This window comes from Adhaeribacter swui (assembly GCF_014217805.1).
GTDB classification, from domain to species: Bacteria; Bacteroidota; Bacteroidia; order Cytophagales; family Hymenobacteraceae; genus Adhaeribacter; species Adhaeribacter swui.
Map to the genome: position 1 here is coordinate 1,646,634 of NZ_CP055156.1, position 26,998 is coordinate 1,673,631.

General features: G+C 41.5%; 16 protein-coding genes. 11 read left to right on the top strand and 5 right to left on the bottom strand.

Annotation, left to right across the window (positions count from 1 at the left end):
- The first annotated feature begins 489 nt into the window (after nucleotides 1-489).
- From HUW51_RS07620 to rpiB, 5 genes are all read left to right on the top strand, one after another.
- A complete protein-coding gene (locus HUW51_RS07620; RefSeq protein WP_185273378.1) occupies nucleotides 490-4,035 on the top strand; it encodes a beta strand repeat-containing protein in 3,546 nt (1,181 codons plus the stop codon).
- 479 nt (nucleotides 4,036-4,514) lie between these two features.
- The gene (locus HUW51_RS07625) at nucleotides 4,515-8,330 is read left to right on the top strand and encodes a beta strand repeat-containing protein (RefSeq protein ID WP_185273379.1); all 3,816 of its coding nucleotides are present in this window, start codon (nucleotides 4,515-4,517) and stop codon (nucleotides 8,328-8,330) included.
- A 224-nt stretch (nucleotides 8,331-8,554) separates the two neighbouring features.
- Entirely contained in the window at nucleotides 8,555-9,829 is a 1,275-nt protein-coding gene (gene glyA, locus HUW51_RS07630; RefSeq protein ID WP_185273380.1) for a serine hydroxymethyltransferase, read from the top strand.
- A 61-nt stretch (nucleotides 9,830-9,890) separates the two neighbouring features.
- A complete protein-coding gene (tatC, locus tag HUW51_RS07635; protein WP_185274463.1) occupies nucleotides 9,891-10,694 on the top strand; it encodes a twin-arginine translocase subunit TatC in 804 nt (267 codons plus the stop codon).
- Between the two features lie 105 nt (nucleotides 10,695-10,799).
- Nucleotides 10,800-11,234: a ribose 5-phosphate isomerase B gene (gene rpiB / locus HUW51_RS07640; RefSeq protein ID WP_185273381.1), complete on the top strand. Its 435-nt coding sequence runs from the start codon at nucleotides 10,800-10,802 to the stop codon at nucleotides 11,232-11,234.
- A 129-nt stretch (nucleotides 11,235-11,363) separates the two neighbouring features.
- Here the strand turns inward: rpiB and HUW51_RS07645 are convergent, their stop codons facing one another.
- Complete coding sequence (locus tag HUW51_RS07645) at nucleotides 11,364-12,773, bottom strand: hypothetical protein (RefSeq protein WP_185273382.1); 1,410 nt, start codon at nucleotides 12,771-12,773, stop codon at nucleotides 11,364-11,366.
- 246 nt (nucleotides 12,774-13,019) lie between these two features.
- On the opposite strand from HUW51_RS07645, the gene rbfA reads away from it, so the two are divergent.
- The 6 genes from rbfA to HUW51_RS07675 all read left to right on the top strand — a co-directional run bounded on the left by rbfA (nucleotide 13,020) and on the right by HUW51_RS07675 (nucleotide 21,606).
- The gene (gene rbfA, locus HUW51_RS07650) at nucleotides 13,020-13,415 is read left to right on the top strand and encodes a 30S ribosome-binding factor RbfA (protein WP_185273383.1); all 396 of its coding nucleotides are present in this window, start codon (nucleotides 13,020-13,022) and stop codon (nucleotides 13,413-13,415) included.
- 59 nt (nucleotides 13,416-13,474) lie between these two features.
- On the top strand, nucleotides 13,475-14,284 hold the full coding sequence (locus HUW51_RS07655) for a class I SAM-dependent methyltransferase (protein ID WP_185273384.1): 810 nt from the start codon (nucleotides 13,475-13,477) through the stop codon (nucleotides 14,282-14,284).
- A gap of 347 nt (nucleotides 14,285-14,631) precedes the next feature.
- Nucleotides 14,632-15,855 carry an ABC transporter permease gene (locus tag HUW51_RS07660; protein ID WP_185273385.1) on the top strand — a complete coding sequence of 408 codons (1,224 nt, stop codon included), beginning with the start codon at nucleotides 14,632-14,634 and terminating at the stop codon, nucleotides 15,853-15,855.
- Between the two features lie 508 nt (nucleotides 15,856-16,363).
- Nucleotides 16,364-19,324, top strand: a complete 2,961-nt coding sequence (locus HUW51_RS07665) for a DEAD/DEAH box helicase (protein ID WP_185273386.1) — start codon at nucleotides 16,364-16,366, stop codon at nucleotides 19,322-19,324.
- Between the two features lie 310 nt (nucleotides 19,325-19,634).
- Complete coding sequence (locus HUW51_RS07670; RefSeq protein ID WP_185273387.1) at nucleotides 19,635-20,777, top strand: DmpA family aminopeptidase; 1,143 nt, start codon at nucleotides 19,635-19,637, stop codon at nucleotides 20,775-20,777.
- Nucleotides 20,761-21,606 (top strand): aminotransferase class IV, encoded by an 846-nt coding sequence (locus HUW51_RS07675; protein ID WP_185273388.1) that lies wholly within the window; start codon nucleotides 20,761-20,763, stop codon nucleotides 21,604-21,606. The genes HUW51_RS07670 and HUW51_RS07675 overlap by 17 nt, the downstream gene beginning before the upstream one ends.
- A 179-nt stretch (nucleotides 21,607-21,785) precedes the next feature.
- Here HUW51_RS07675 and HUW51_RS07680 read toward each other — a convergent pair whose 3' ends face one another.
- The 4 genes from HUW51_RS07680 to HUW51_RS07695 form a co-directional block, all read right to left on the bottom strand.
- Nucleotides 21,786-22,040, bottom strand: coding sequence for a hypothetical protein (locus HUW51_RS07680; protein ID WP_185273389.1), 255 nt, complete (start codon nucleotides 22,038-22,040; stop codon nucleotides 21,786-21,788).
- A gap of 167 nt (nucleotides 22,041-22,207) precedes the next feature.
- Nucleotides 22,208-22,723, bottom strand: coding sequence for a GAF domain-containing protein (locus HUW51_RS07685; protein WP_185273390.1), 516 nt, complete (start codon nucleotides 22,721-22,723; stop codon nucleotides 22,208-22,210).
- Nucleotides 22,724-23,690: 967 nt separating this feature from the next.
- The gene (locus HUW51_RS07690; protein ID WP_185273391.1) at nucleotides 23,691-24,425 is read right to left on the bottom strand and encodes a head GIN domain-containing protein; all 735 of its coding nucleotides are present in this window, start codon (nucleotides 24,423-24,425) and stop codon (nucleotides 23,691-23,693) included.
- 149 nt (nucleotides 24,426-24,574) lie between these two features.
- On the bottom strand, nucleotides 24,575-26,947 hold the full coding sequence (locus HUW51_RS07695) for an ABC transporter permease (RefSeq protein ID WP_185273392.1): 2,373 nt from the start codon (nucleotides 26,945-26,947) through the stop codon (nucleotides 24,575-24,577).
- Nucleotides 26,948-26,998 lie beyond the last annotated feature (51 nt).

Sequence of the window (26,998 nt, forward strand, 5' to 3'; positions counted from 1 at the left end):
TTAAATTCTGCTAATTTCTTTTTAACTGTCTATTTAACTTTACTTCAATAAGTTAGTATAAGCTTTATTGAACCTTTTCTTATTTTTTAAAATTAAATGTTTTTCTAATTATAAGATTAAAACACAAACAATAAGCTTAGTTCGTTAGTAAGAGAGAGCCCCGATTTTATTTATCAAAATTTACCACAATAAAAGTATCGGGTAATGATAGCAACATCATAACAGATGAACAGGGATAAATTTTATACTTGGTTTACAAACTGAATAAATGAAGCAAAGTTAGTTATAGATGGATTTAAAGAAGAAGCGATGCAGAATGGTAATTTAAAACGGAAGATTACACCTAACTTAAAATTCTTTTCTTTATTTCTACTTTTATTCGTTACCTCAATAACCTATGCGCAAACTACCCAGCCCGAAATAAATGTTAAAACGGGCTCTACTAATAGGCTAAGTGGCACAGGATATACATTTGCTAATAGCCAAAATGTGAATGTTGCTAGTTCTGCGATAACCTTTACTATCGAAAATAACGGCAATGCTAATTTAACAATTTCGGATGTTGCTTTATCCGGGGCAGATGCTAATCAGTTTACGCTTAATAAATCAAAAACTACCTCCCAGATAGTTGCTGGTGGCACTACTTCCTTTACGGTAAGTTTCTATCCTAAAAATAACACACCATCGATTAAAAGTGCGTCTATAATCATCACGAATAATGACTCAGATGAAGGAACCTACATTATCAACTTAACTGCAACTGCCGTTATTTTACCTGCTACTATTACCTCTATTGACCCAAATACAGGGGCAGGTATTGGAGCAACAGTGACGATTACCGGCACCAACTTGATTAATACAACTGAGGTAACTTTTAACGGAGTACCTGCTTCTTTTACTATAAATAGTAATACGAAAATTACTGCACCTGTTCCTGTGGGTGCTACTACTGGTTTGCTAAGCATCACTAACCCGGTAGGCACCATAACAAGCGCTCAATCTTATAATATAATCCCGAAAATAACTGGCTTTAATCCTAACATAGCAGCAATTGGGAGCACCGTAGTAATTACCGGAACCAGTTTTACCGGAGCAACTGCAGTCACTTTTAATGGTGTTGAAGCTGCCTCTTTTATTGTAAACAGCGACACACAAATTTCTGCGGTAGTACCGGCTAATACATCCACTGGCTTTATCTCGGTAACAACCCCTAGTGGAACAGGAACCAGCACCAGCAGTTTCTCTCCATCACCGGTTATTACCTCTATAGTAGGGCCTGGAGGCGATAATTCAGCAGTTATTGGCAACACCGTAATAATTAATGGCACCAGCTTTACATCTGCCGCTACTGTTAAGTTTGTAGATAAAAACGGGGCTACCATTACTGCTCCTAAAACTTATATAAATAATACGCAAATAAATGCTGTTGTGCCTTTTGGTGCAGTTTCGGGGCAGGTTACTGTAACTACCTCCGCAGCAACGGCTAGCGCCAATATCACTATTATAAATACCACCTATACTTGGAATAGTAAAAACGGAGAATGGAACAACGCTAACAACTGGACTCCCGCCCGCACGAATCCTACGGCCAATGATATTCTTATGTTTGATGGTAAAATTACAGGCACTACTACTGGTGCAGCAACTGTTAGTTTAAACTTTACCTCGCCAGAAACCATTGGCTATTTAGGTTTGATTAATGATGCTAATGTAACTTTTTCGGTGGCAACTGATAAAATTTTAAATATTGATAATAACGTTTCAGAAAAAGAAGATTTATTTATCGAAAGTGGAGCAAAGTTATTCTTTACTAATTCAACGGCTGGCGCTGACTTGATGATTAACTTATTACCCGGAGAAACAGGTATTATAGCAGGAGGGTTAGAATTTAATGGCACTGGAGCCGCGGAGCACCGCTTAATAGCTAATAATAGAGCCAACAATGGAAATACCTTAATATTTCAATCATCCAGTACTTTTTCAGCTAAAGGCAATTTTACTGGTTCTCCATTCGGTAGCGAATTCAATAATTCCGTACAATTTTCTTCTAATGCTAAATATTACAACCAATCACCTGCTGCGGGATCTCCGTTTGGCAATTCTAGTTCTAGTACGGTAGTAGTATTTGATCCTAATACTTTGTATCGTCACGATATAGATAAACCTTTAGATTTATTAAATCGCACATATGGGACCATCGAGATCAATAATGTTGCGTTTAATCAAACTGTAATTGGCATCGGCAATCTAACCATTCAAAAAGATTTAATTTTAACAAATGCAACAACATTTAACCTCAACCTAATTGGCAACATTACCATAGGTCGGAACATAACAATTACCAAGGGCAGCCTCAATTTTAATCCAGCTTCTGCTACAACTATTCGACTAGATGGTACCGGTGCCACTGGCAAAAATGGGGCAATACAACAAAGTAGTGGGGCAACTGGTGGTTCTATAAACTTAGGCCCAAACGCCCATATGATAGTTGAAACGGATGCTATTATCACCGTTACAAAAACGGTTGCCGGCACTGGTAGAGTAACTATTAATGGAACCTTGCGATCCGGTTCAGCAAACACGGTTGGCATATCGGGTAGTGCTACTACGCCTTTTGCGAGTACATTACAACCTCTATCTTTTAACCCCGGCTCCACTGTAGAGTATAATGGTACTGGGTCACAAACTATTTCTGGGGAAAATTATGCTAACCTAACTATAAGTGGTGTAAGAACTGCTGAGGCGATTATTACTTTACCAAATGCATTAAGAGTTTCTGGCACTTTTACCATAGCTCCTACTGGCATTGCTCCTACCTTTGATATGAACACTAATAACAATACTATCGAGTTCAACGGTAATAATCAGATAATACCTGCTTTTAATTATAAAAATTTGGTTATATCCGGTACTGCTGATAAGGTACTAGAAGCTAATGTTAGTATTACTGGTAATCTTAGTATGGTGGCTAATAATATAAATACCAATGGCCATTTTTTAATTTTAGGGGAAACTGCCACTATTACCGGCGAAGCTTCAGGCCGTTATGTAGTAGGAAATTTAAGTACTCTCCGGAACATAACAAGTGCTTTAGGTTCTGACTTTGGTGGGATGGGCATTACCATAGGCTTAGGCCCATTAGGTTCACAAAACCTGGGTCTCACAACCGTAAACCGGATTACCGGCCCTGGAGCTAACGTTATAGTTGAAGGTAGACGAGGTATTAACCGTAGGTGGGAGGTATTACCAACCAATCAACCCACCGAACCTATCAATGTTACTTTATCCTGGGTAGCTGATGATGACAATGGCAAGGACTTAACAAAAGCCCGGGTCTGGAAAACCAAAGGAGATGATGCAACTACCTTTTACGATGTAAGTACATCTAACCAGAATGTCGCCAAAGACCGCACGATTACCGCTACGGTATCTTCTTTTTCTATTTTTACAGTTTCTGACCAGAATAACCCTTTACCCGTGGAGCTGATGGCTTTTGAGGTAACCAAGAAAGGCAGTACTGCCCTGCTAACCTGGCAAACCGCTACCGAACAAAACAATCAAGGCTTTGCCGTGGAAATATCTACCGATGCCCGGCTTTATAAAGAAGTCGGCTTTGTAGAGTCGCAGAACTCTAACTCTAGCGCAGTGCAGAATTATACATTTACCCACCGGATAGGGCAAGCTGGAACGTTTTACTACCGTTTAAAGCAAACGGACTGGAACGGTACGACGAAATACTTCGGTCCCAAAGCCCTTACCTTCGATCAGGTAATACCCGCCTTATCAGTGTACCCCAATCCAGTAACCAGCAATACACCGGCTTTGTCGGTGTTGATTGGTAGCAGTGAACCGGAAAGTGCCACTATAACAATAACGGATGTACTTGGCAAAGTGGTTTATAGCAAAAACATTCTCGTGGGTCCAACGCACAACGAAGTAAAAGTAGATTTAAGGAACCAAGCCACTGGCGTGTATATCATTCGCGTAATTTCTCCTTCTACCGGAACTAACCAAATCCGTATTGTTAAGCAGTAATCTTTTAAAAATTTTAATACTTTTTGGTTTATATAGCTACTTATTATACTTACAAGTAGCTACAAAACAGCAGGGTTGTTGTCCGCAAATTTAATTATTTTAATTTTTATAAGGGAGTCGTATCAAGAAGTATACAAGAACTATATCTAGTAACTGCTTTAGAAGAATAATTGTCCTGAACTAATTACAAGCACTTCTTACTTTTTTTTGCATCATCTTATACAAGAGACAGTTATCATCATATCTATTGCTGTATCCCAACAGATATATAATTATTTATTACGTTTACACTATATTATTAGCTTATTATAACTCTACTTTTTTATAAATATTAATAATCAAAGTTTTATATTTGTAAGCGTACCTTATTTATATTTAATTAAGCTTATCTTAATATAAAATAATTTAAATTCTCACCTTCCCAAATTAGAAGTAAGCAATTCCTTAAATAATATTACGCTTTTATTTAAAACTTTTTTATGAAGCATTTCTACTACAATTCAAAATTTATAAATAAACTGAAGTGTTTATGCCTGCTATTGTTGTTTATAACAGGTTATGCAAATGCGCAAACCAATGTACCTGAAATTAATATTAAACAAGGAACGGCTGATAAAGCGAACGGTTCTAGTTATGCTTTTGCTGATCAGAATGTAAATACCTTTAGCAATGCCGTAACATTTACTATTGAGAATAATGGTACCGCTAACTTAACTATTTTGGATATTACCTTATCCGGAGATAATGCCGATCAGTTTACATTAGTTAAAAATGTAACGCCAACGGCAGTTACAGCAGGAGGGAATACCACATTTACAATTAATTTTTCGCCTAAAAATAATGTACCCTCAGCAAAAAATGCAGTTATCACTATTGTAAATGACGATGAAGATGAGAGTACTTATACTATTAACCTAACGGGTAAGGCTGTTATTCTTAATGCTAATATTACCTCCTTTACTCCTGCATCAGCCGCTGTCGGAGCTACTGTTACAATAAATGGCGTTAATTTAATAAATACAACCAATGTCAGTTTTAATGGTGTTCCGGCTAGTAGTTTTGCAGTTGTAAGCGATGTTCAAGTTACTGCCGTGATACCTAGTGAAGCTACTAATGGCCCAATTAGTTTAATTAACCCGGTTGGTGAAGTTACAAGCTCTGGAACAATTAAAATCTTACCAACAATTACTGGTTTTAGTCCAGCATTTGGCCCGGTTGATAATACAACTGTAACTATTACAGGAACCGGCTTTATCGGGGCAACTTCCGTAAAATTTTATAACAACATAACCGCTGTAGATTTTAAAGTAAACAGCAGTACGCAAATTATTGCCAAAGTTCCGGCCGGAACTACTCTAGGCCCTATTTCTGTAACTACCCCAGGAGGTACTGCTACAAGTACGCAAGCTTTCGCTCCTCCGCCAACTATTACTTCACTTAGTGCTACTTTTGGGATAATAGGGAACCAAGTAGCCATTAATGGCACTAACTTTCCTAATACGGCAACTACCATTATAAAATTTACTGGTAAAGATGGCGTAAATACAGTAACAGCCACTAAAACAGGTACTCAAACAAGTACCCGCCTAAATGTTATTGTGCCAATCGGTGCAATAACTGGCCCTATCACCGTAACAACGATCGCCGGATCAGTTAGCAGTTCTGTATTTAGCATTACCAATACTACTTACACCTGGAATAGTGCGACAGGAGATTGGACAGAACCAACCAACTGGACTCCTAGCCGGACTTCCCCTTCGGCTAATGATATATTACAGTTTGATGGAAGCGTTGTTCAGAACCCAATCGTTACTTTAAATTTTGCCTCTACTGAAACTATTGGATATTTAGGTTTAAGCAATGCCGCAAACGTTACCTTTACAGTGGCAGATGATAAAACTTTAAATATTGCAAACAACGTAGCTTCAGGCGCCGACTTTGTGGTTGCAGCTGGTTGTAACCTAACCGTTACCAACTCTACTGCTGGGGCAGATTTAACTATCAATATGACTACAACATCAGGTCAAACTGGGAGCGTAGCTGGCGTTATTACTTTTCAGGGTACAGGCACCGCTAATCATCAATTATTAGCGAATACAAGTGGATTAACATTTGCGGCTGGTGGCAGATTTATTGCTGAGTCAAACCTTTCTGGTTCCCCTTTTGGTACAGCTCCCAAAAGTGCTGTAACTTTCGCTAATGGCTCATTTTACAATAATCGATCACTAAATTCTTTACCATTCGGAGCCGTCAGCCCTAATGCGGTAGTAATATTTAATTCAGGAAGCACTTATATTCACGAAGTAAACAGCGCACCAGATATTATAGACCGCACGTATGGGACCTTTATTATAAATGTAAATGCATTTAATCAAACAATTACAGGTACTGGAGCATTAAGAATTTTAAATAATTTAACGTTAACAGCCCCTACCCCAACAGGAACTCCATCGCCTATTTTTAACTTAAATTTAGCAGGGAATATCACTATTTCGGGTATTTTAACTGTAAGTAGTGGTACTTTAAGTTTCAATCCTGTAGCGGCTAGTACCCTAACAGTAACAAATAATGTGGTAACTAACAATTCCGGTATTATAAACTTTAATTCATCTTACGCTACAACTGTATCTTTAGGAGGTAGCGTCACGCTTAATGGGACTGGCAGATTAAATTTAGATAATTCTTCTGAGGTAACTACAGTCCGATTAACTGGTGCTAATAAAACTATTTCCGGAACAGGTACCTTCTTCCTGGGCTCAAGGGCAAATATGAGCATTGAATCTAATGCTTCTGTAACCTTATCTAAAAGTATAACCGGGGCAGGCACCCTAACAGTAAATGGTACGGTAAGAACGGCCAATACCAACGGTTTAACTCCCCTTTTAAGTACCCTAACATCTCTAACCATAAACCCGGGCTCAACAGTAGTTTATAACGGTACCGGAACACAAACTATTTCTGCAATAGATTATGCCAATTTAACTATCTCGGGGCCAAGAGCTGGTAAGGTTATTACCTTACCAACTACTTTAAGAATTTCTGGTTCATTCTCTCCTTCGGCTACCAATGCTGTTTATGATAATATAGCAAATACTACTATTGAGTTTAATGGTGGGGAACAAACAATTCCTGCCATTCTCACTTACGCGTACAATAATTTAGTTATTTCTGGTACTGGTAATAAGGTATTAGGTGCCAATATTAGAGTTAGTAAAAATTTAAAAATGGCGGGTAAAAATTTAGACGCTAGTGATTATAACTTAATCTTAGAAGGGACTGCCACTATTACCGGAGAAACTGCGAATAGTTATGTAATAGGTAATTTAAGCACTACTCGTAATATTACTGCTGCTGCAGGTTCTAATTTTGGGGGGATGGGCATTTCCATAGGCTTGGGGCCATTAGGGTCGCAAAACCTGGGATTAGTTACCGTAAATCGCGTTTCCGGAAGTAGTATTCTTATAGAATCTACTGGTAATGAAGGAATTAATCGTTATTGGGAAGTATTACCCAGCAATCAGCCCACCGCACCTATTAACGTTACTTTATCCTGGGTAGCTGATGATGATAATGGCAAGAACTTAACCAAGGCCCGGGTCTGGAAAACCGAAGGAAATGATGCAACCACTTTTTACGACGTAAGTAAAGCAGACCAAGATGCCAGCAACCATAGTATTACCGCTACGGTATCTTCTTTTTCTATTTTCACGGTTTCTGATCAGAATAACCCTTTACCCGTGGAGCTGCTGGCTTTTGAGGTAACCAAGAAAGGCAGTACTGCCCTGCTAACCTGGCAAACCGCTACGGAAAAAAATAACCAAGGCTTTGCCGTGGAAGTTTCTACCAATGCCCAGCTTTATAAAGAAGTCGGCTTTGTGGAATCACCGCATTCTAACTCTAGTGTAGTGCAAAATTATACCTTTACTCACCGGATAGGGCAAGCTGGTACTTTTTACTACCGCTTAAAGCAAACGGACTGGAACGGTACGACGAAATACTTCGGTCCCAAAGCCCTTACCTTCGATCAGGTAATACCCGCCTTATCAGTGTACCCCAATCCAGTAACCAGCAATACACCGGCTTTATCGGTGTTAATTGGCAGCAGTGAGCCGGAAAGTGCCGCTGTTACAATAACGGATGTACTTGGCAAAGTGGTTTATAGCAAAAGCATTCTCGTGGGTCCAACGCACAACGAAGTAAAAGTAGATTTAAGTAACCAGGCAGCTGGCGTGTATATCATTCGCGTAATTTCTCCTTCTACGGGTACTAACCAAACCCGTATTGTTAAGCAGTAATCTTTTAAACAGTATTTTTTAAAATTTAAAAAGGAAGCAATTGCTTCCTTTTTTTTATGCAGGACAATCTGCTCGGGCAATAAAATCGTTTATAAAAAGCAAAATTTTAAAAAATTAGCAAATATCCGGAAATAGGTATCTGTATTTACCTGAAAAATGGCATTGGTTTATTAAACTTCTCTCTGTAATTTTGGACTCCATTTACCATCACGTACTTATTTAAAATGCAGAAAGATACCGCCATCTTTAATTTAATCCAGCAGGAAAAACAACGCCAAATGCACGGCTTAGAATTAATTGCTTCCGAAAACTTTGTGTCGGAGCAGGTAATGCAAGCCATGGGCAGCGAATTAACGAACAAATACGCGGAAGGCTTACCTGGCAAACGGTACTATGGCGGCTGCGAAGTGGTAGACCAAGCCGAGCAATTAGCTATTGACCGGGCCAAAGAATTATTTAACGCCGCTTGGGTAAACGTGCAACCGCATTCAGGGGCGCAGGCTAATGCCGCCGTTATGTTGGGGGTTATCAACCCTGGCGACAAAATTCTAGGATTTGACTTATCGCACGGTGGTCACTTAACGCACGGTTCGCCGGTTAACTTTTCGGGTAAATTGTACCAGCCTTTATTCTACGGCGTAGAGCAGGAAACCGGCCTTATCGACTGGGACAAAGTGTATGACATTGCCGTAAAGGAAAAACCAAAATTAATTATCTGCGGTGCCTCCGCTTATTCCCGCGACTGGAATTACGAGCGTTTACGCGAAGCGGCCGACGCCGTAGGTGCCTTGTTAATGGCTGATATTTCGCACCCGGCTGGTTTAATTGCCCGCGGATTATTGAATGATCCTTTTGAATATTGCCATATTGTAACCACTACCACGCACAAAACCTTACGTGGTCCGCGGGGTGGCATGATTATGATGCCGCAGGATTTTGAAAATCCGTGGGGTTTAAAAACGCCGAAAGGTGATTTGCGCATGATGTCGTCGGTGCTGGATGCGGCCGTTTTCCCGGGTACGCAGGGCGGACCTCTGGAACACGTTATTGCTTCTAAAGCGGTATCGTTTTTCGAAGCTTTATCCGACGATTATTTAAATTACATTATTCAGGTGCAGAAAAATGCGAAAGCTCTGGCTAAAGCGTTAACAGATCGGGGTTACCAGATTATCTCGGGCGGCACCGACAACCATTTAATGTTAATTGACTTGCGCTCCAAAGGCTTATCGGGTAAACTGGCCGAAAACACCTTAATCAAAGCAGATATTACCATTAACAAAAACATGGTACCTTTCGACGATAAGTCGCCGTTTGTTACCTCCGGTATGCGCATTGGTTCGGCGGCCGTAACTACCCGGGGCTTAAAAGAAGCCGACATGGAGCGGGTAGTAGCCTTAATCGACGAGGTATTAACCAACCATGACAACGATAGTAAAATTGCATCTGTGAAGCAGGAAATTAACGCCTGGATGCAGAACGTACCTTTATTTAATTATTAATATCTAGCCCGGAAAAGCAGCGGTGGAAGAAGAAGTTGTAGTAAGCAGTGGTGAACACGAAATGTCGTTTATCGACCATCTGGAAGAATTAAGATGGCACTTAATCCGTTCGGTAGCATCTATTTTGGTATTTGCCGTAGCGGCCTTTGTTTCGAAAGATTTTATTTTTCACGACCTTATCCTGGGACCTTCACGCGCTGATTTTTTTACCTATCGCAAGTTATGCGAGCTAGGTGCTTATCTGGGCCGGCCGGAGTTATGCATCGATAAAATTTCGTTTACGCTGCAAAGCCGCGAAATGAGCAGCCAATTTACTACCCACATGACGGTTTCGGCCATTATTGGTTTAGTACTGGCATTTCCGTACACTTTTTGGGAAATCTGGCGGTTTATTAAACCGGGCTTGTACGAACGCGAACAAAAAAATTCGCGCGGAGCCGTGTTTTTTGTTTCGTTGTTGTTCTTTGTCGGTACCCTTTTCGGTTATTTTATTGCGGCACCGCTCTCCATTAACTTTTTAGCTTCTTACCAGGTAGACCCGAGCATTTTAAACGAGTTCGACTTAGCTTCTTACATCTCCACGCTTACTACCATGACTTTTTCGTGTGCGCTCATGTTTGAGCTGCCCATGATTGTGTTCTTCCTGGCCAAAGCGGGGTTGGTATCGCCGGAAATGATGAAGCTGTATCGCCGGCATGCCATTGTGGTAATTCTTATTGTTGCTGCCCTTATTTCGCCACCCGATGTAATGAGTATGATGCTGATTGCGGTACCCTTACTTTTACTTTATGAAGTAAGTATTTATATTTCTAGAGTGGTGCGGAAGAAAGACATCGACCGGTTAAACGAAGAACTGAACAATTAAGATTAAAGCGTAAATCGGACGTAATTTTAAAAAATTTAAAATTTTGAAATAAGGTAACCGGTGGCATTACCGCCAACGAGTAACCTACAACTTGCAACTAATTTTATGGCTTTCACTATTGCTGTTGGCGGCGACCATGCCGGGTTTGAGTACAAGCAAAACATTATAAACTTGTTGAAGCAACAAGGGCACACCGTACAAGATTTTGGGCCACATTCCAATGCCTCCGTTGATTACCCGGATCATGTGCACCCCTTGGCAAAGGCCATCGAAAACAAAGAAGCAGATTTTGGCATTTTAATTTGCGGGAGCGGTAACGGGGTAGCTATAACAGCAAACAAACACGCGCAAATAAGAGCAGCGTTATGCTGGTTACCCGAGTTGGCACAACTAGCCCGCAGCCACAACAATGCCAATGTACTTTGCATTCCGGCCCGGTTTATTTCGGAAGAAGTTGCGCACCAGATGGTGCAGGAATTCCTGGTTACTCCTTTCGAAGGCGGTCGTCACCAAACCCGCGTTTCCAAAATGACTTGTTAATAGAATCTTTTTTTACTTTCTTAAAATTTAAAATTTTTAAAAATAAAGCGGTTTGATGTAGTACATCAAACCGCTTTATTTTTTGCGGTTATCGTGTATTAATTGTTGTACGTTTTGTTCAAACAACAATTATCTTATTCGTTGAAAAACCTGCGGGTTGTTGGCTAAGGGTTGGTAAGCGCCAAAAGCATTCGGAATTTTATACCGCAACTCTTGCATTAATTTAGGATCGGCTACAATATAATCCGGGTAATGCGTGGCTATGTTCTGGTAAATTTTAAAAACGGCCTGGTATGTATCTAGTTTATTAAAATCGGCTTTGGCTATATCCCAGTTTAAATACGGCGAAGTAAGCCGGTTATATTGGTAATAATTCAGGTCGCGATTAAGTACCAGTAAATTTTTGTCTTGAATAATGGCATATTTGGGGTCCGGATTCACCAGTAAGTCGTTAAGTTTAATTTCCAAAGGCGGAATCCAACCCAGAAAAGTAAGAAAACGCAACAAGATAACGCCCGAAAAAAACACTAAAAAAAATGTTTCGCGGACAACCGCTTTCCGGATCTGCAAAAAAAATGCCGTGCCGAAATAAGCCAGCGTGGGTAAAAACAACAGCAAAGCCTGCGTCGAGATTTTCTTCCCGATAATGGCAATAACTACCGCCACCAGTAACCAAACCAGCATGAGCTGCAAAATTTTGGCCTGGTAGTTTAATCCTGGCGCGTGCGTAATGGCGTGTAATACCGTAAGCGCCAGAAAAGCTAAGGGTATAGCCAGAATTTTTAAAGTATCTTTCGGTGCTAGTAAAAAATCAACCTGAAAATTCCAGTCGGGTAGTAAATGAAAATCCAGGAAATTAGTAATACTGCCGGTATACAGGTAATAAGTAAGCACCACGCTGTACGGAAAAATAAACCCGCAAAACAATAGCAAGGAACTACGAAACGAGCTGGAGGCAAACAAAATAATGGCAAACAACGCTATTATTAAAAAGAGCACTAAGGGCAGGTAGCACAAAGCGCCCAAACCCAGAATAAAACCGGCTTTAAACAACTGGCGGTTGTTTTCGCCTTCCTTCGAAAAAGAAATTAAATAATTAAGCGAAAAAATAACGAAAGTCATTCCCAGCAAAAGCGGCGTGAGGGTATCAAGTTCAAAAAATATACTACTGGCCACCAGGTATAGCAAAGCCGGCAAATAAGTACGATCCGGATGAACGTTATGCCGGTTAAAAACCGAGTTAAGACGAATAGCTTGAATAAAAATTAAAAAAATAGGAAGTACCCGATAAACCAGCAACGAACGCCCAAATAAAAGATCAATCAACCAGTAAATACTGGCGGCAAGCGGCGCTTCATTATCAAAAATATCGCGGTACAATAAATAGCCACCGGCCATGCGCTCGCCCAGCACCATTTCTTTTAGTTCGGGTAAGGTAAGCGGTACGCCCCAGAACACCAGCGGTATCCGGATAGCCAGAAAAAGCAAAACCAACGAAAGCAGTCGCGATAAAAGTAAACTGCGGAAGTAACGAACCAAGCCTTTTTAAAATTAGAAATTAAAAATTTAAATTAGAAATTAACCTTTGCCAACAGGTACTAATATTGTAATCAAAGAGCGGCAAATCCGTTTTCTTAACTAAAATTGTTCATCTCCACCGTAAAGAAGAGTTAAGAAATAGATTTATAGGGGCACTCTTATTCTACTTTCTAATTCATAATTTTTAATTATACGTAAAGTATCAAGCAAGTAAAAGTGCGAAAATAATGTGATATTTGCAGGCAGATGGAAAGTAAAAGACAACAAAAGTTTGCGAAACTGATTCAGAAAGAGTTAGCAGAAGTGTTTCAGCGAGAATGTTCCCATTTATTTACGGGAGCATTTGTGTCAGTGAGTGTAGTACGGGTATCGCCGGATTTAGGTGTAGCCAAAGTATATTTAAGTATGCTGGTAGGCGCCAATGCCAAAGAATTGCTGCAGCAAGTAAAGCTCAATACCAAAACCATCCGGCATTTACTGGCGCAGCGCATAAAAAAACAAGTACGGGTAATTCCGGAGCTTATCTTTTACCTGGATGATACCGCCGAATACGCGGCCCGCATGGAAGAGTTATTTTCGGGGCTGGAAATTCCGCCGGCCGATCAAGAAGAAACTTCCGAAACCAACGACGAGGAAAAATAAATTATTTAATCTGCAAAAGCGCTTTAATAACCAAAACGCTTCTGTTTTGCTAATGTAGCATGCAATACGACCCAATAAAACGCATCCTGGGCGAAGCGTTCAATAAAACTCCTTTTCTCCGCCGCCTATTCTATAATTTACTCGATTTACTATTGTTGCGTACCTGGCATGTGCACAAAGAGCTACGCACTTGGGCTAGCGGTAAAAAAAGCCAAAATGTAAATATTCTGGATGCTGGTTCCGGCTACGGCCAGTATACGTATTACCTTTCTGGCATGAGCCCTAGCTGGCGCATTTTTGCTGTAGATGTAAAAGAAGAACAAATAGCCGATAGTAACCGCTTCTTTGCGCAAATTGGCCGGTCGCACGTGCGTTTTGCCGTAGCCGATCTGGTTACCTTTCAGCAACCCGAAACGTACGATCTGGCTTTATCCGTAGATGTGATGGAGCACATTCTGGAAGATGTAGAAGTTTTTAAAAATATTTACACTTCGTTAAAAGAAGGCGGTATGTTGCTTATTTCTACCCCTTCGGACCAAGGGGGCTCCGATGTGCACGACAACGAAGAAAGCTCATTTATTGAAGAACACGTACGCGATGGCTACAACATCAACGAAATTGAAAATAAATTAAAAATTGCGGGCTTCAGCCAAGTGCAGGCGCGGTACTCCTACGGCAAACCCGGGCAAGTATCCTGGCGCTTATCCATGAAATACCCCATCTTGATGTTGGGCAAATCAAAAGCGTTCTTTTTGTTACTACCTTTTTATTATCTAATAACTTTTCCGTTTTGTTTAGTGTTAAACTGGCTCGATGCCAACAGCAAGCATCGCACGGGTACCGGGCTGATTGTAAAAGCCTGGAAGTAGTTGGGTTGAAAAGTTAGAAGGTTGGAAAGTTAAAAAGTTGATTTGCGTTAATGTGTAGCTTTTATAACAAAGGCTTTTACCAAATTAAAAATTTTTAAAAAATAGGTAACGCAAGCACCTCTATTACCTTACTAACTTGCAGTAATTTTAAATGTAACAGAAAAACCGCTTTTTCTTTCCTATTTTTCAGAGAAAATGCTCTTGACAGCGGCAGAGTTTAAGTTTATTGTTTTTACCTGCAACTTTATTCATATACCTAATTATTAAATTAACCGTAAGGCTTAAAGATTATAACCTTTATTTGTCTTTATTAAAGTTTTACCAGAATATCATTATTCAATTGCCTCATGAACGTTCCTTTTCTGATTGCTAAACGCTACTTTATCTCTAAGAAGAAAAGAAACATCATTAACATTATTTCTATTATTTCGATGGTAGGAGTTGCGGTGGGTACCGCAGCTTTAATTATTGTGTTATCGGTATTTAATGGTCTCGAAGATTTAATCCGGAGCATTTACGGCAGTTTTGATCCGGATTTAAAGATTACTTCGGTAGAAGGGAAAGGCTTTGAACTGAATGATAAATTACTCGAAAGAGTCCGGAAAACGCCGGGGGTTTTGATAGTTACGGAAGTAATTGAAGATAACGCTTTGCTCCGCTACGAAGACCGCCAGATGGTGATTAAAATGAAAGGCGTAAGCCCTAACTTTTTTGCCCAGAATAAAATTGATTCGGCGGTTATCGAAGGCAATTATCAATTACAACGGGCGGGTAATAATTATGCTTTAATCGGGCGGGGTGTGCAGTATCAATTATCTATCCGGGCTACCAATGCCATTGTACCCATGTTTTTGCTGTACCCCAAAGCCAAAGCAACCTTGTCGCTGGATCCGGAAAATACCTTTCGTGAAAAGCCAATTATGGTAGGCGGGGTATTTGTAATTGAACGCCAGTACGACGATAATTATATTTTTGTGCCTTTAGAGTTTGCCCGCGACTTGCTGGATTACGGCAGCAAACGAACCTCCCTGGAAATACGCGTAGAAAGCCGGCGCCAAATCAACGAAGTAAAACAACGCTTACAACAAGTTCTCGGACCAAAATTCGACATAAAAAACAGCGACGAGCAGCATATAAGTTTATTGCGCGCCGTGAAAGTAGAAAAACTATTCGTGTTTATTACGTTTGCTTTTATCCTGCTCATTGCTTCACTCAATATTTTCTTCTCGCTGTCGATGTTGGTTATTGATAAGAAAAAAGATATTGCTATTCTGGCCTCTATGGGCGCAACGCCCCAGATTATCCGGAATATATTTTTGGCCGAAGGGGCAATTGTAGCTTTTGTGGGAGCTTTTATTGGCTTAGCAGTTGGCCTGTTAGTCTGCTGGATTCAGCAAACTTTTGGCTTGGTTCCTATGAACATGGCTACTGCCTTGGTAGAAGCGTATCCGGTAAAAATGCAGATTCAGGATTTTCTCTTTACGGGAATCGCTATCTTTATTATTACTTTACTGGTTTCTATCCGGCCCGCCCGCACCGCTGCCGCCACCGATGTGCGCGATAATATTTAAAACCTTCCTGCTTCCATTCTGTTTATTCCATCTGGTTCTTCACCCAGAATATTTTATCCTTTGGGTTTATTACATTAAATAATGGCTAGCTTTAAAAATTAATGGGTATTCCCAGAAATGCAGCTATGAAACAAAATAGATGCTCTGATTTTATATCTTCTGATAATCATAATACATAAAATTTAAAAAAACACCTATTTATTCATACCTGCCTTCAAAAAAGCAGAAACAAAATACTTATCACAGAGTAAAAGTTTTAACAATATTTATTTTGCTTTTCTGCTCAAACCAGCTGCTGGTTACTACACTAGCCATTTACATAAACCATTAATAATCAATAAGTTTATATACAGGCTATTTACTGGCAGCTATTATCAATTATCAACACAATCCACTTTTTGTAAAAAATACCATAAGCAATTCTCTTATTTTTTAAAAAATATTTAACAAAATTGTTGTTTTATTAGACAAGAATACCAATATTCACATTGCATCTTTACCCCTTGTTATGAAAGTATACACTACGCAGCCGTTTCAAATTGTTTACTCGTTGTTTGAGCACGAGTACCTGGGCTATTTATTTGAGTCGTTTGTGGTGCAGGTTAATTCTAAGGGGCAGTTAACGTTGCAACACCAGAACGTAGCCACTAAAAATGCCGATGAGTTTGCCGCCCGGCTGGATGCTACTGATTTTAAATTAATTGGCCTCACGGATCAAATTCAGCAGGATGCGATTTTAAAAAAATTCTCTACCAAAAAACTTTCGGTAGCTGACTTTTTTTTAAAAACCTACGATCCGGAAAAAGGCGACAAAGCTACGCAAGAGGCCATTGATGCGTACGTGCAACACCGGATGGCGAAAATTTTAGAATTGCTCGGGGGCAAACAAGTATTTATTATGGGCAAAGATGGCGAGCCTACCTGGAAGAGGATTTCGGTAGCGCCTCAAAAAGCCAGCATTTTGTTTCATTTCCGGCGCAACGAAGACAATACGCATTATTTCCCGACTATAAAATACCAGAACGAAAAACTGGAGTTTCAGAACCGGAATGCGACGTTAATCTGCAACGAACCGGCCTGGCTCTTGCTCGACGACGTGCTTTATTCTTTCCAGAAAGAAGTAGATGGCAAAAAACTACAGCCTTTCCTGAGCAAAAAGTTTATTGTTATTCCACGTAAAGTAGAAGAAACTTATTACCAGAAATTTGTCGCGCCCTTGGTTGAATCTTTTGATGTGTACGCCAAAGGCTTCGATATTAAATCGGAAAAGTATAACCCAAACCCTTTTTTAACTTTTACCGAGTTAACCGACGTAGATACTACGCCGCAACTATTTGGTACGCCTACCAACCGATTAGGCACTAAATTCAACGGTACAACCACTAGTAGTGCGCCAAACCGCTCCAACAAAATATTATTTAATCTGAGTTTTCAATATGGTTCGCACACGATAAACAACAACCAGGAAGCCAAAAGAATAAGCGTAAACGTAGAAAAAACTCAGGATTCGTATATTTTTCACCGGCTCATCCGCGACATCGACCACGAGAAAGAGTTTATCCGGGAGCTCTCGAAACGGGAATTGGAAGTTAAAAATGGCAAGGCTGTGTTGGAAAAAGCCAATGCTTTTTCGTGGTTAAACAGCCACGTGCAGGAACTCGAGCAAATGGGGTTCACGATTAAACAAGCCAATACCGCCGCCAAAAATTATTTTATCGGCGAAGTAAGCGTGAGTGTAGGCATCCGCGAAAATGCCGATTGGTTTGATATTTACGGGGTAGTAAAGTTTGGCGAGTTTGAAGTGCCCTTTATTAAGCTAAAAAACCATATTCTTACCAAAAACAACGAGTATCAATTACCCAACGGGCAAATTGCGATTATTCCGGAAGAATGGTTTACCCAGTACATTGAGTTGTTTGCTTTTTCGGAAGGCGAAGGCGAGTTAAAGCTGCGCAAGCACCACTTAACTTTAGTAAACGAGCTGCAAAACGGGAACCTGGCCGTAGTAACCATGACCCGCAAACTAGAAAAACTCCGGGAATTCGAAACCATTGAAGATAAGCCTTTGCCCGCCGGTTTTAAAGGCGAACTGCGGCCTTACCAGAAAGCGGGTTATAACTGGTTGCATTTTATCCGGGATTATAAGTTTGGCGGCTGCCTTGCCGATGATATGGGCTTAGGCAAAACCATCCAGACCTTAGCCATGCTGCAATACCAGAAAGAAGCAGGTGCCCAGAGTGCCTCTTTGCTGGTGATGCCTACTTCCCTTATTTACAATTGGCTGTACGAAGCGCAGAAATTTACGCCGGGCTTGCGCGTATTAAATTATACCGGCACGTATCGCGAAAAAACGGCGTCTTTGTTTAAGCACTACGATGTTATTTTAACATCGTACGGCATTGTGCGCCTGGATATTGAATTGCTCAAAAATTATTATTTTGATTTTATTATTCTGGACGAATCGCAGGCGATTAAAAATCCAAGCTCCAATACTTCGTTGGCCGTCCGCAATCTAAAATCAAAGCACCGGCTTATTTTAACGGGTACGCCCGTCGAGAACAGCACCATGGATTTATGGTCGCAGATGTCGTTTATTAATCCGGGCTTGTTGGGAAATCAGAACTTTTTTAAAAATGAGTTTTTGCGGCCCATCGAAAAAGAAAAAAACGAAGAAAAAACCAAGAAGCTACATGCTTTAATAAAACCGTTTATTCTGCGTCGGCACAAATCGCAGGTGGCTACGGAGTTGCCCGAGAAAATTGAGCATACTACTTATTGCAAAATGACCGAGGAGCAAGAACACGCTTACGAAGAAACCAAATCGTTTTACCGCAATAAAATTTTAAAAAATATTGAGGAAACCGGCAGCGTAAACACCCAGTTTATGCTCTTGCAAGGTTTAATGAAACTGCGCCAGATTGCCAATCACCCCCGCATGGCCGACGCGAACTACGAAGGCGACTCGGGCAAGATGAAAGAAGTAATCCGGATGACGCGCAGCGTAGTAGCCGAAGGGCACAAAGTTTTAATTTTTAGTCAGTTTGTAAAGCATTTAGATATTGTTAGGGCTGCCCTGAACGATAAACAAATTCCTTATACGTACCTCGATGGCAACACTAAAGACCGCCACAAGCAAGTAGAGCGCTTCCAGACAGACGAGAATATTAAGGTATTTTTGATTTCGCTTAAAGCGGGTGGCGTCGGGTTAAATTTAACGGCCGCCGATTACGTGTTTATCCTGGACCCGTGGTGGAACCCCGCTATTGAAGCTCAGGCCGTAGACCGTGCCCATCGCATTGGTCAGCAAAACAAGGTGTTCACCTATAAGTTTATCACCAAAAACACTGTGGAAGAAAAAATATTAGCACTCCAGAACAAGAAAATCCAACTGGTAACCGACTTGATATCTACGGACGAAACCATCATCAAAAGCCTAACGAAAGACGATATCGAGAATCTCCTGGCTTAACAAAATTTAAAAAACAGAAAGCCCGATGGACTTTTAAATCTATCGGGCTTTTTCGTGCATATTTTTTTTATTGTTATTATAGCGCATGGTGGTTAGAATGTACATGAAGCGCTTCTACCCTAAACTTAAAGATCCTTTTACCACCGCAATATCCTTTATATACTTTTGCCACCCTTTAATCGCCTAATTAATACAGAAAACAAATTTAACTTTTTACCCGAACGAACTAATTTTTAAAACTTATTCATTAAGAGTTGATATTTATTTAAATTTTACTAATTAGCAGTAGATATTATTACAAGAACGGGTTATGGTACCGGTATCAAAAATATGTTGTCTGCTACTACTCCTGGTGCTGGTAGGTACGGTACAAGCGCAGGAACGGAAACGAGCCCGCGAGTATGGCCTGAAGATTGGCATTTTGCCCACCGGTAAAAACAACGCTATTACCGACGTGCCCGGCGTAAAAGTAGGGCACGTAACTTTAACTACCGGCGAAAACGTCCGGACGGGAGTAACGGCCATTGTGCCGCACGCGAGTAATTTGTTTCAAGAGAAAGTGCCGGCGGCGGTATACGTGGGCAATGGTTTTGGCAAATTGGCCGGCAGTACGCAAGTGCAGGAACTAGGCAACCTGGAAACCCCAATCCTACTCACCAATACCTTAAACGTGGCTAACGCCATGAACGCCTTAATTAGTTATACTTTGCAATTGCCTGGCAACGAAAAGGTACAATCGGTAAACGGGCTGGTAGGCGAAACCAACGATGGCTACCTTAACGACATTCGCGGTCGGCACGTAACGGAGACGCACGCTTTGCAAGCGATTCAACAAGCCAAAGCAGGTCCAGTGGCCGAAGGGAACGTGGGCGCCGGTACCGGTACGGTTTGTTTTGGTTTTAAAGGCGGCATTGGTACGGCTTCGCGGCAGGTTAAACCGGAGCAAGGCGGCTATACCGTAGGTATATTGGTGCAAACTAATTTTGGTGGCGTACTGCAGATAAACGGCGCACCCGTGGGCGAAGAATTAAAAAATTACCTGACCGAGCAAATGAAAGCCAAGGCCGATGGCTCATGCATGATGGTAGTAGCTACCGATGCGCCCGTAGATGCCCGCAACCTGGAACGCATTGCGAAACGGGCTATGCTGGGCTTAGGTAAAACCGGCGGCATTGCCGCCAATGGCAGCGGCGATTACGTGATTGCATTTTCTACTAACCCTAATTTGCGCGTGCCGCACAATGCGCCGGAAAAAACGCAAACCGTAACTTTACTGCGCAACGACGAGGTAACACCCTTGTTTCAGGCTACCATCGAGGCCACCGAAGAAGCTATCCTGAATTCCCTTTTTAAAGCCGAAACCTTAACCGGGCGCGACCAACACCGTATTCCGGCTTTACCAATTGATCAAACTTTAAAAATTTTAAAAAAACATCATGCCCTCCAGCCCTAACCTGTACGTTTACCACCACGACGAAATAATTTTACAGCAAGATGCTTTTTTGCACATCAGCGATTTGGCGGTGCAGCGCGGCTACGGCATCTTCGATTTTTTTAAAATTCAAAACAACGTGCCTTTGTTTCTGGAAGATTACCTGGCGCGCTTTTATGAGTCGGCCCGGCTCATGGATTTGCCCGTGCCTTTCGCGCCGGATGCGCTTAAAAAAGTGCTGTATGAGTTAATGGATAAAAACCAGATACCGGAATCGGGCATTAAAATGGTTTTGACGGGTGGTTATTCTGAAGATGGTTACACTCCGGCTGCTCCTAACCTGATTATCACGCAGCAACCGGTTAGCTTGCCACCTGCGGAAGTAGTGCAGCAAGGCATTAAAATTATCACCCATGAGTTTGTACGGGAGCTGGCCCAAGCCAAAACCATAAATTATACCACCGGCATCCGGCTGATGAAAGAGGTAAAAGCGCAGAATGCCACCGATGTTTTATACCACCACAACGGGGTAATCACGGAGTTTCCGCGCTGTAATTTTTTTATTGTAACCCAAGATAACCAGGTACGCACCCCGGGGCAAGACGTACTAAAAGGCATTACCCGGAAAAATGTATTGGAACTAGCCACCAAAAAATACCCCACCGAAGCCGGCACTGTAACCCTCACCGACCTGGTCCAAGCCAAAGAAGCCTTTTTAACTAGCACCACCAAACGCATTATCCCCATTGTGCAGGTAAACGACCAGATGATCGGCACCGGCAAACCCGGCCCGGTAACCATGGATCTACTACAGGATTTAGCAGATTTGGAAAATCAATCGGCCAGCTAGTCTTAGGTTGTGCTGGCCGCTAAAATACAAATTTTTAAAATTTATCTTTTTTAGGTAAGTAGGTCACCCTTTACATAACAATTTACGGCTACTCAACTGCAGGCGTAACGCTTTGCTTTATTGTTAAAATCTCATACCGCGAGCCGCTGTTTGTTTCAAAGTAGACTTGTAAAATTGCTTTAAGCTGCGGTATCAACTGATTTTATTTCTTTGGAGGGCTTTTGAGCAAACGTATTTTTCCGCAAGTTCATGCCATAGGTATAGTTAGTAGATAAAATTACATCGTTGCAATCAAAGTGCTTAATTACCCCGTCAGTTTGCAAAGCCACTACCCAGCAGGTATTTTGATGCATGCCGTAATCAATAATAAAAATGGCCTGTCCGGTTCCCAGCGGAGTTTCGACCAATATGGTTGGTTTAAGTTGAAGAATCATGGGTATAATCTGAATTTAATTCAATTACATGCAATGGTGTTTCGTTGAAGTTTTAGTAAAAAGTTATTTTTGGTTAATAGTAGTAATACGCAACTATCCGTGCTTTTACTATTATTTAATTGCTTATACCTACGTACGAATACGGATGCCTAATTGGTTTAATTATTTTATTCGGTGCCTGCAACTTTTTCTAACTCATCCATCACAATGGTGGCCAGATTCTCCAGAATGCGTTGGTCTATTTCCGAAAAGGTGCGGGGAGTTTTATCTACAATGCAAAGCGCGCCAATATTAATCCCGAGCTTGGTTTTTAACGGCGCCGCCGCATAAAACTGTAACCCAAATTCGCCGTGTACCATGGGGTTAGCGAGTAAACAGGGCTCGTTTTTAGCATCTTTAAAAAAAGTAACCTGATCATCCAGAATAGAAAGCGAGCATAAACTAATTTCCCTCGGAACCTCCGTGCCCACGGCTTGCCCAACGCCCGCCATCGTGATTACCTGATGTTCTTCTACTAAGTTTACCAAGGCTATGGGTACCTCAAACATACGTGCGGCCATGGCAGCCACGTGTTTAAAAGTGCCATTTTCCTGGTACTGGTTGGTGCTGGTGATGCGGCGTAAGGCCCGTAGGCGCTCGGACTCATTCGCCGGAATAAGAGGTTGGTCAAAAGTACGGTTCATAAATTTATAAAATACCTGGTGAAGCCTATCAGCGGCAACAGGTATCTGCTAACAGCTTTCAAGTAGTGTGTTGTTAGCAACAGCAAAACTTCTGCTTTGTTATAAATTAATGAAGAATTAGAATAGACATTAATTTAGAAATGCTAGAGATAGCGGAATGATTGGGGTTAATTAACTAATTCATTTATATCGTTTTAATACAAAGCTTTGTAAACAGGAATATTCCCCAATAGGAAAAGTAGTTTTATAGCATAATTTAATGTATTTCTTTAGAGCCGATTCCAGTCTCCATGCTGCAGTGCTATTCAACTTGTTACCTTCAAGTTTTGCCTCCTGGCCGGCTGGCCTCGTTTACCCCTCCGCATCTCCTCCCCTAAAAACAGGGGAGGAGATGCGGTAATTACTTTTTCCCCTTTCCTCGCTCCGCTGCGGAATGCCTCCGGCACCGGAAGTCTACAAGGCGCTCTAGAGCCAAACTGGTGTCTTTGCTTTTAGCTACTGCTTGCTGCATAGCAGGATTCCCATTTTTTGATAACCAGAGGCTTTCTATATTAAACAAATACTAATGGTTATTTTGAGCCTATCGAAGAAACTAAATAATACCGTTACTTGCAGTATCCGTTAGATTCCTCGACCGGCTCGCGAGGACGTTCTTCTTTTTAGTTAAATATCAAAGGCTTTAAAGAAATACGCTTACTGTTTTGCAAAACCTATTGTAGCTTTTTAATACGATTGAAAATAATAAATACTTTAAGGAGAAATATAGCTTTATAAAGTAAAAACTACGAACTATCATCCGGCAGAATGGCTGGTAGTTTTTGAAATTACGGAACAAAGGTGATTACCTAACAAAGGTGCAAAACCGCATCATTTTAAAAATTTTAAAGTTTTGCTAGGACGACGGAAGTAAATCAGGATAGCTCATTTATTAATAATTTATACACTGCGCTCAAACGCACGTTCAAGTTTAAATTTTCGTAACCGAGCCGGAACCGCTTTTTACCACATTTACCTTGGCGTTACCGGAATAAGTAACTTTTCCGGAGCCGCTTAAGGTGGCATCTAACGTTTCCTCAGCTTGAATAGAAGCTTTACCCGAGCCGCTCACGGAAATTTTAGCCGTTTGGGTGTTTAAATCTTTGCCTTCAAACCTGCCGGATCCACTAATATCCAGGTGCACGTCGTCCGATTTACCTTCCAATTCCATTCCTCCGGAACCGCTAATGGAAGATGATAAACTAGCAGCAGCTACCGTCGCGGCTAAATGGCCGGAACCGCTGACTTCTGTAGTCACCCGTTCGCCTTTTACGGTGCCTTTTACCTCCATATTGCCGGCGCCACTCACCGCTAATTTGTTTAGGCTGGGAGCCGTAATGTAAATGTTTACTTTTTTAGAACTCCCAAACCACTGTTCACTTCCTTTCTTCATTTTAATGTGTAAAACCCCATCTTTCACGGGCGTTTCAATTTTGTCGAGCAGCTCGCTATCGCCTTCTAAGCGCAAACTTTCTTTGGGGCCAATGGTTACCACCACGTTAAACGGCACTGCCGAAGCTACCCCGGAAAACGAGTCTACAGGCCGGGTTTGCGTGTTCTGAAAGGTAGTAGTGCTAGTGGCTAATTCTTTTAAAGGCGCGGCTTCTACACGCCCGAGCGAGAACAGCAACAGAAAACAGGCAAAAGGCATTAATGCTTTTTTCATAATGATTATTTTTTAAAAATTGTTCGAACCGTGATTTATAGGATTAAAGGATTGCCTTGAAGTTGTATTCCAAAGTTTGTTTATTCAAAGGCCGTCATATTTAATCCTTCATCCAGGTAATCCTTAAATCCTCCGAATCAAGGTCCGGACTACTCGCTGCGCAAGCTTTTAACCGGGTTAGCTACAGCGGCTTTAATGGCTTGAAAGCTAATGGTAAGCAGCGTGATGAATAAGGCCAACACCCCTGCCAGAATAAATACACCAACCCCGATATCAATGCGGTAAGTATACTTTTGCAACCAGTTCTGCAAGAAGTACAGCGCCAACGGCGACGCAATTACGCAGCTTACTACTACCAGCAGCATAAAATCTTTGGAAAGCAACAACCACACTTGCCAAACCGAAGCGCCCAACACTTTGCGGATGCCGATTTCTTTCGTGCGTTGCTCCGCAATAAAGGCCGCTAAGCCAAATAACCCTAAGCACGAAATAAAAATAGCTAAACTGGCAAACACCCCGGCTAACTTCCCAATCAGGATTTCCAGGTTAAACTTGCGGGCATACGACTGGTCGGCAAATTGGTAATCAAACGGAAAAGCCGGGCTGTATTTATTAAACAAAGCCGTTAGTTTAACAATAGCATCCTGCGTAGAAATACCCGGAGCCAATCGGTACGTAATAAAAGGCTGCGGATAAGCGCTATACCGAAACATAGTAGGTTCTGCGGAGGCAAACGGCGATTCCATTAAAGCATCTTTAGTTACGCCCACAATGCGCACTTGCTGACCGTTAAAGGTTATGGTTTGATTAATCGGATCGTTTAGGCGCAAGCGTTTAATAGCTGCCTCGTTAAATATTACACTCATAGTATCAGATTTGCCGCTAAAATCCCGGCCTTGTACCACCTGAATGCCGAGGGTTTTAAAATAATCATCTGCTACCATAATTACTCCCATTTCTACGGTTTCGCCGGCGTGTTTACCGGGCCATTGGTCCACGTCGGAGTGCCAGTAAATGCCGGTAGCCGAACTGGAAGCCTGCGTTATATTGGAAACGATGCCTTGTTGTTGTAGTTCGTTTTTCAGTACCAGATAATTCTTACTCAGGTCGCTGTTACTTTCGGTTACCATTAACCGGTTTAAACTAAAACCGGTAGGCCGGTCTTTAGCATGTTGAATTTGCCGGTAAATGATAATGGTACTTATAATTAAAGTAATGGAGCAACTAAACTGCAAAACTACCAGTATTTTGCGAGGCAGGGCGGCGGCTTTACCCGCGTGCAGCGAACCTTTTAAAACTTTTACCGGATTAAAAGACGAGAAATAAAAAGCAGGCCGACTACCGGCCAGCAGGGCCGTAAGTAATACCCCACCAAGAGTAATGCCCCAGAAGCTGACATTTAGCAGCGGAAGTTTAATAATACTACCGGTAATCGTATTAAAAGCGGGTAAAGCTAATTGCACCAGAGCCAGCGCCCAAACAAAAGCCAGCAAAGCAAATACCAACGATTCAATTAAGAACTGAATAACTAAATCTTTGCGCTGCGAACCAATGGCTTTCCGGACACCTACTTCACGGGCTCTTTTCTCAGAACGCGCGGTGGTTAAATTTATAAAATTAATACAGGCAATCAGCAAGATTAATCCGCCAATGACACTAAACATCCGTACGTACTCGATAAAGCCGCCGGTATCCTGACCGTTCTCGTACTCCGAATACAAATGCCACCTGGCCATGGCCTGCATCACCACTTCGGAGTTTTGGGCATTGGGGTTGTTTTTCTCTCGTTTTGTAATATTTTTAATTTTAGGTGCTACCTGGGCATAGCTAATACCGGGTTTTAGTTTGGTAAATATCTGGTACGAATTCTCGGAGAATCCGCCGCGGCGTTGCTCCTTCACAAAATTTTCGGTAGCCTCGTAGTAGCTAAAAGGCACCAGGTACTTAAACTGAAAAGTAGAATTACCCGGTAAATCTTTTAAAATACCGGTTACTTTTAAATCATGTTTATTATCGAAGCGCACTGTTTGGTTCAGCGGATCTTCATCGCCGAATAAAGCTTGCGCCGTAGATTCGGTAAGCACAATGGAATACGGATCTTTTAAAACCAGGTCGGGGGTACCCGCAAGCAGCGGAAAACGAAACATTTTTAAAAAATCGCTGTTTACCTGTCCGCCGTTTAGGTATAACTTCTTCTCCCCTACTTTTAAACCATGCGCGCTCATCCAATCGGATTCTGCTACGTACTCTATTTCCGGCACTTCATTCCGGAGCGCATCAGCAAGAGCCAGCGAGTTAGTAGTAAAATTTAAAATATCGCCGTTGCTGTTAAAATTGCGGCGAACCTGGTATAAGCGTTCGTAATCGGGCAAAAATTTATCGTACGAGTATTCGTAGTGCACCCACAAGCCAATTAACAAAGCTACGACCATGCCGGTACCCAAACCCAGAATATTCAGGGCGCTGTACCCTTTATTGCGCAGAATATGCCGCCAGGCCGTTTTAAAATAATTTCGGAACATGACCAGAGTAGTTAATAATTGTTAGAACCATGATTTGAGGGATTTTAAGTT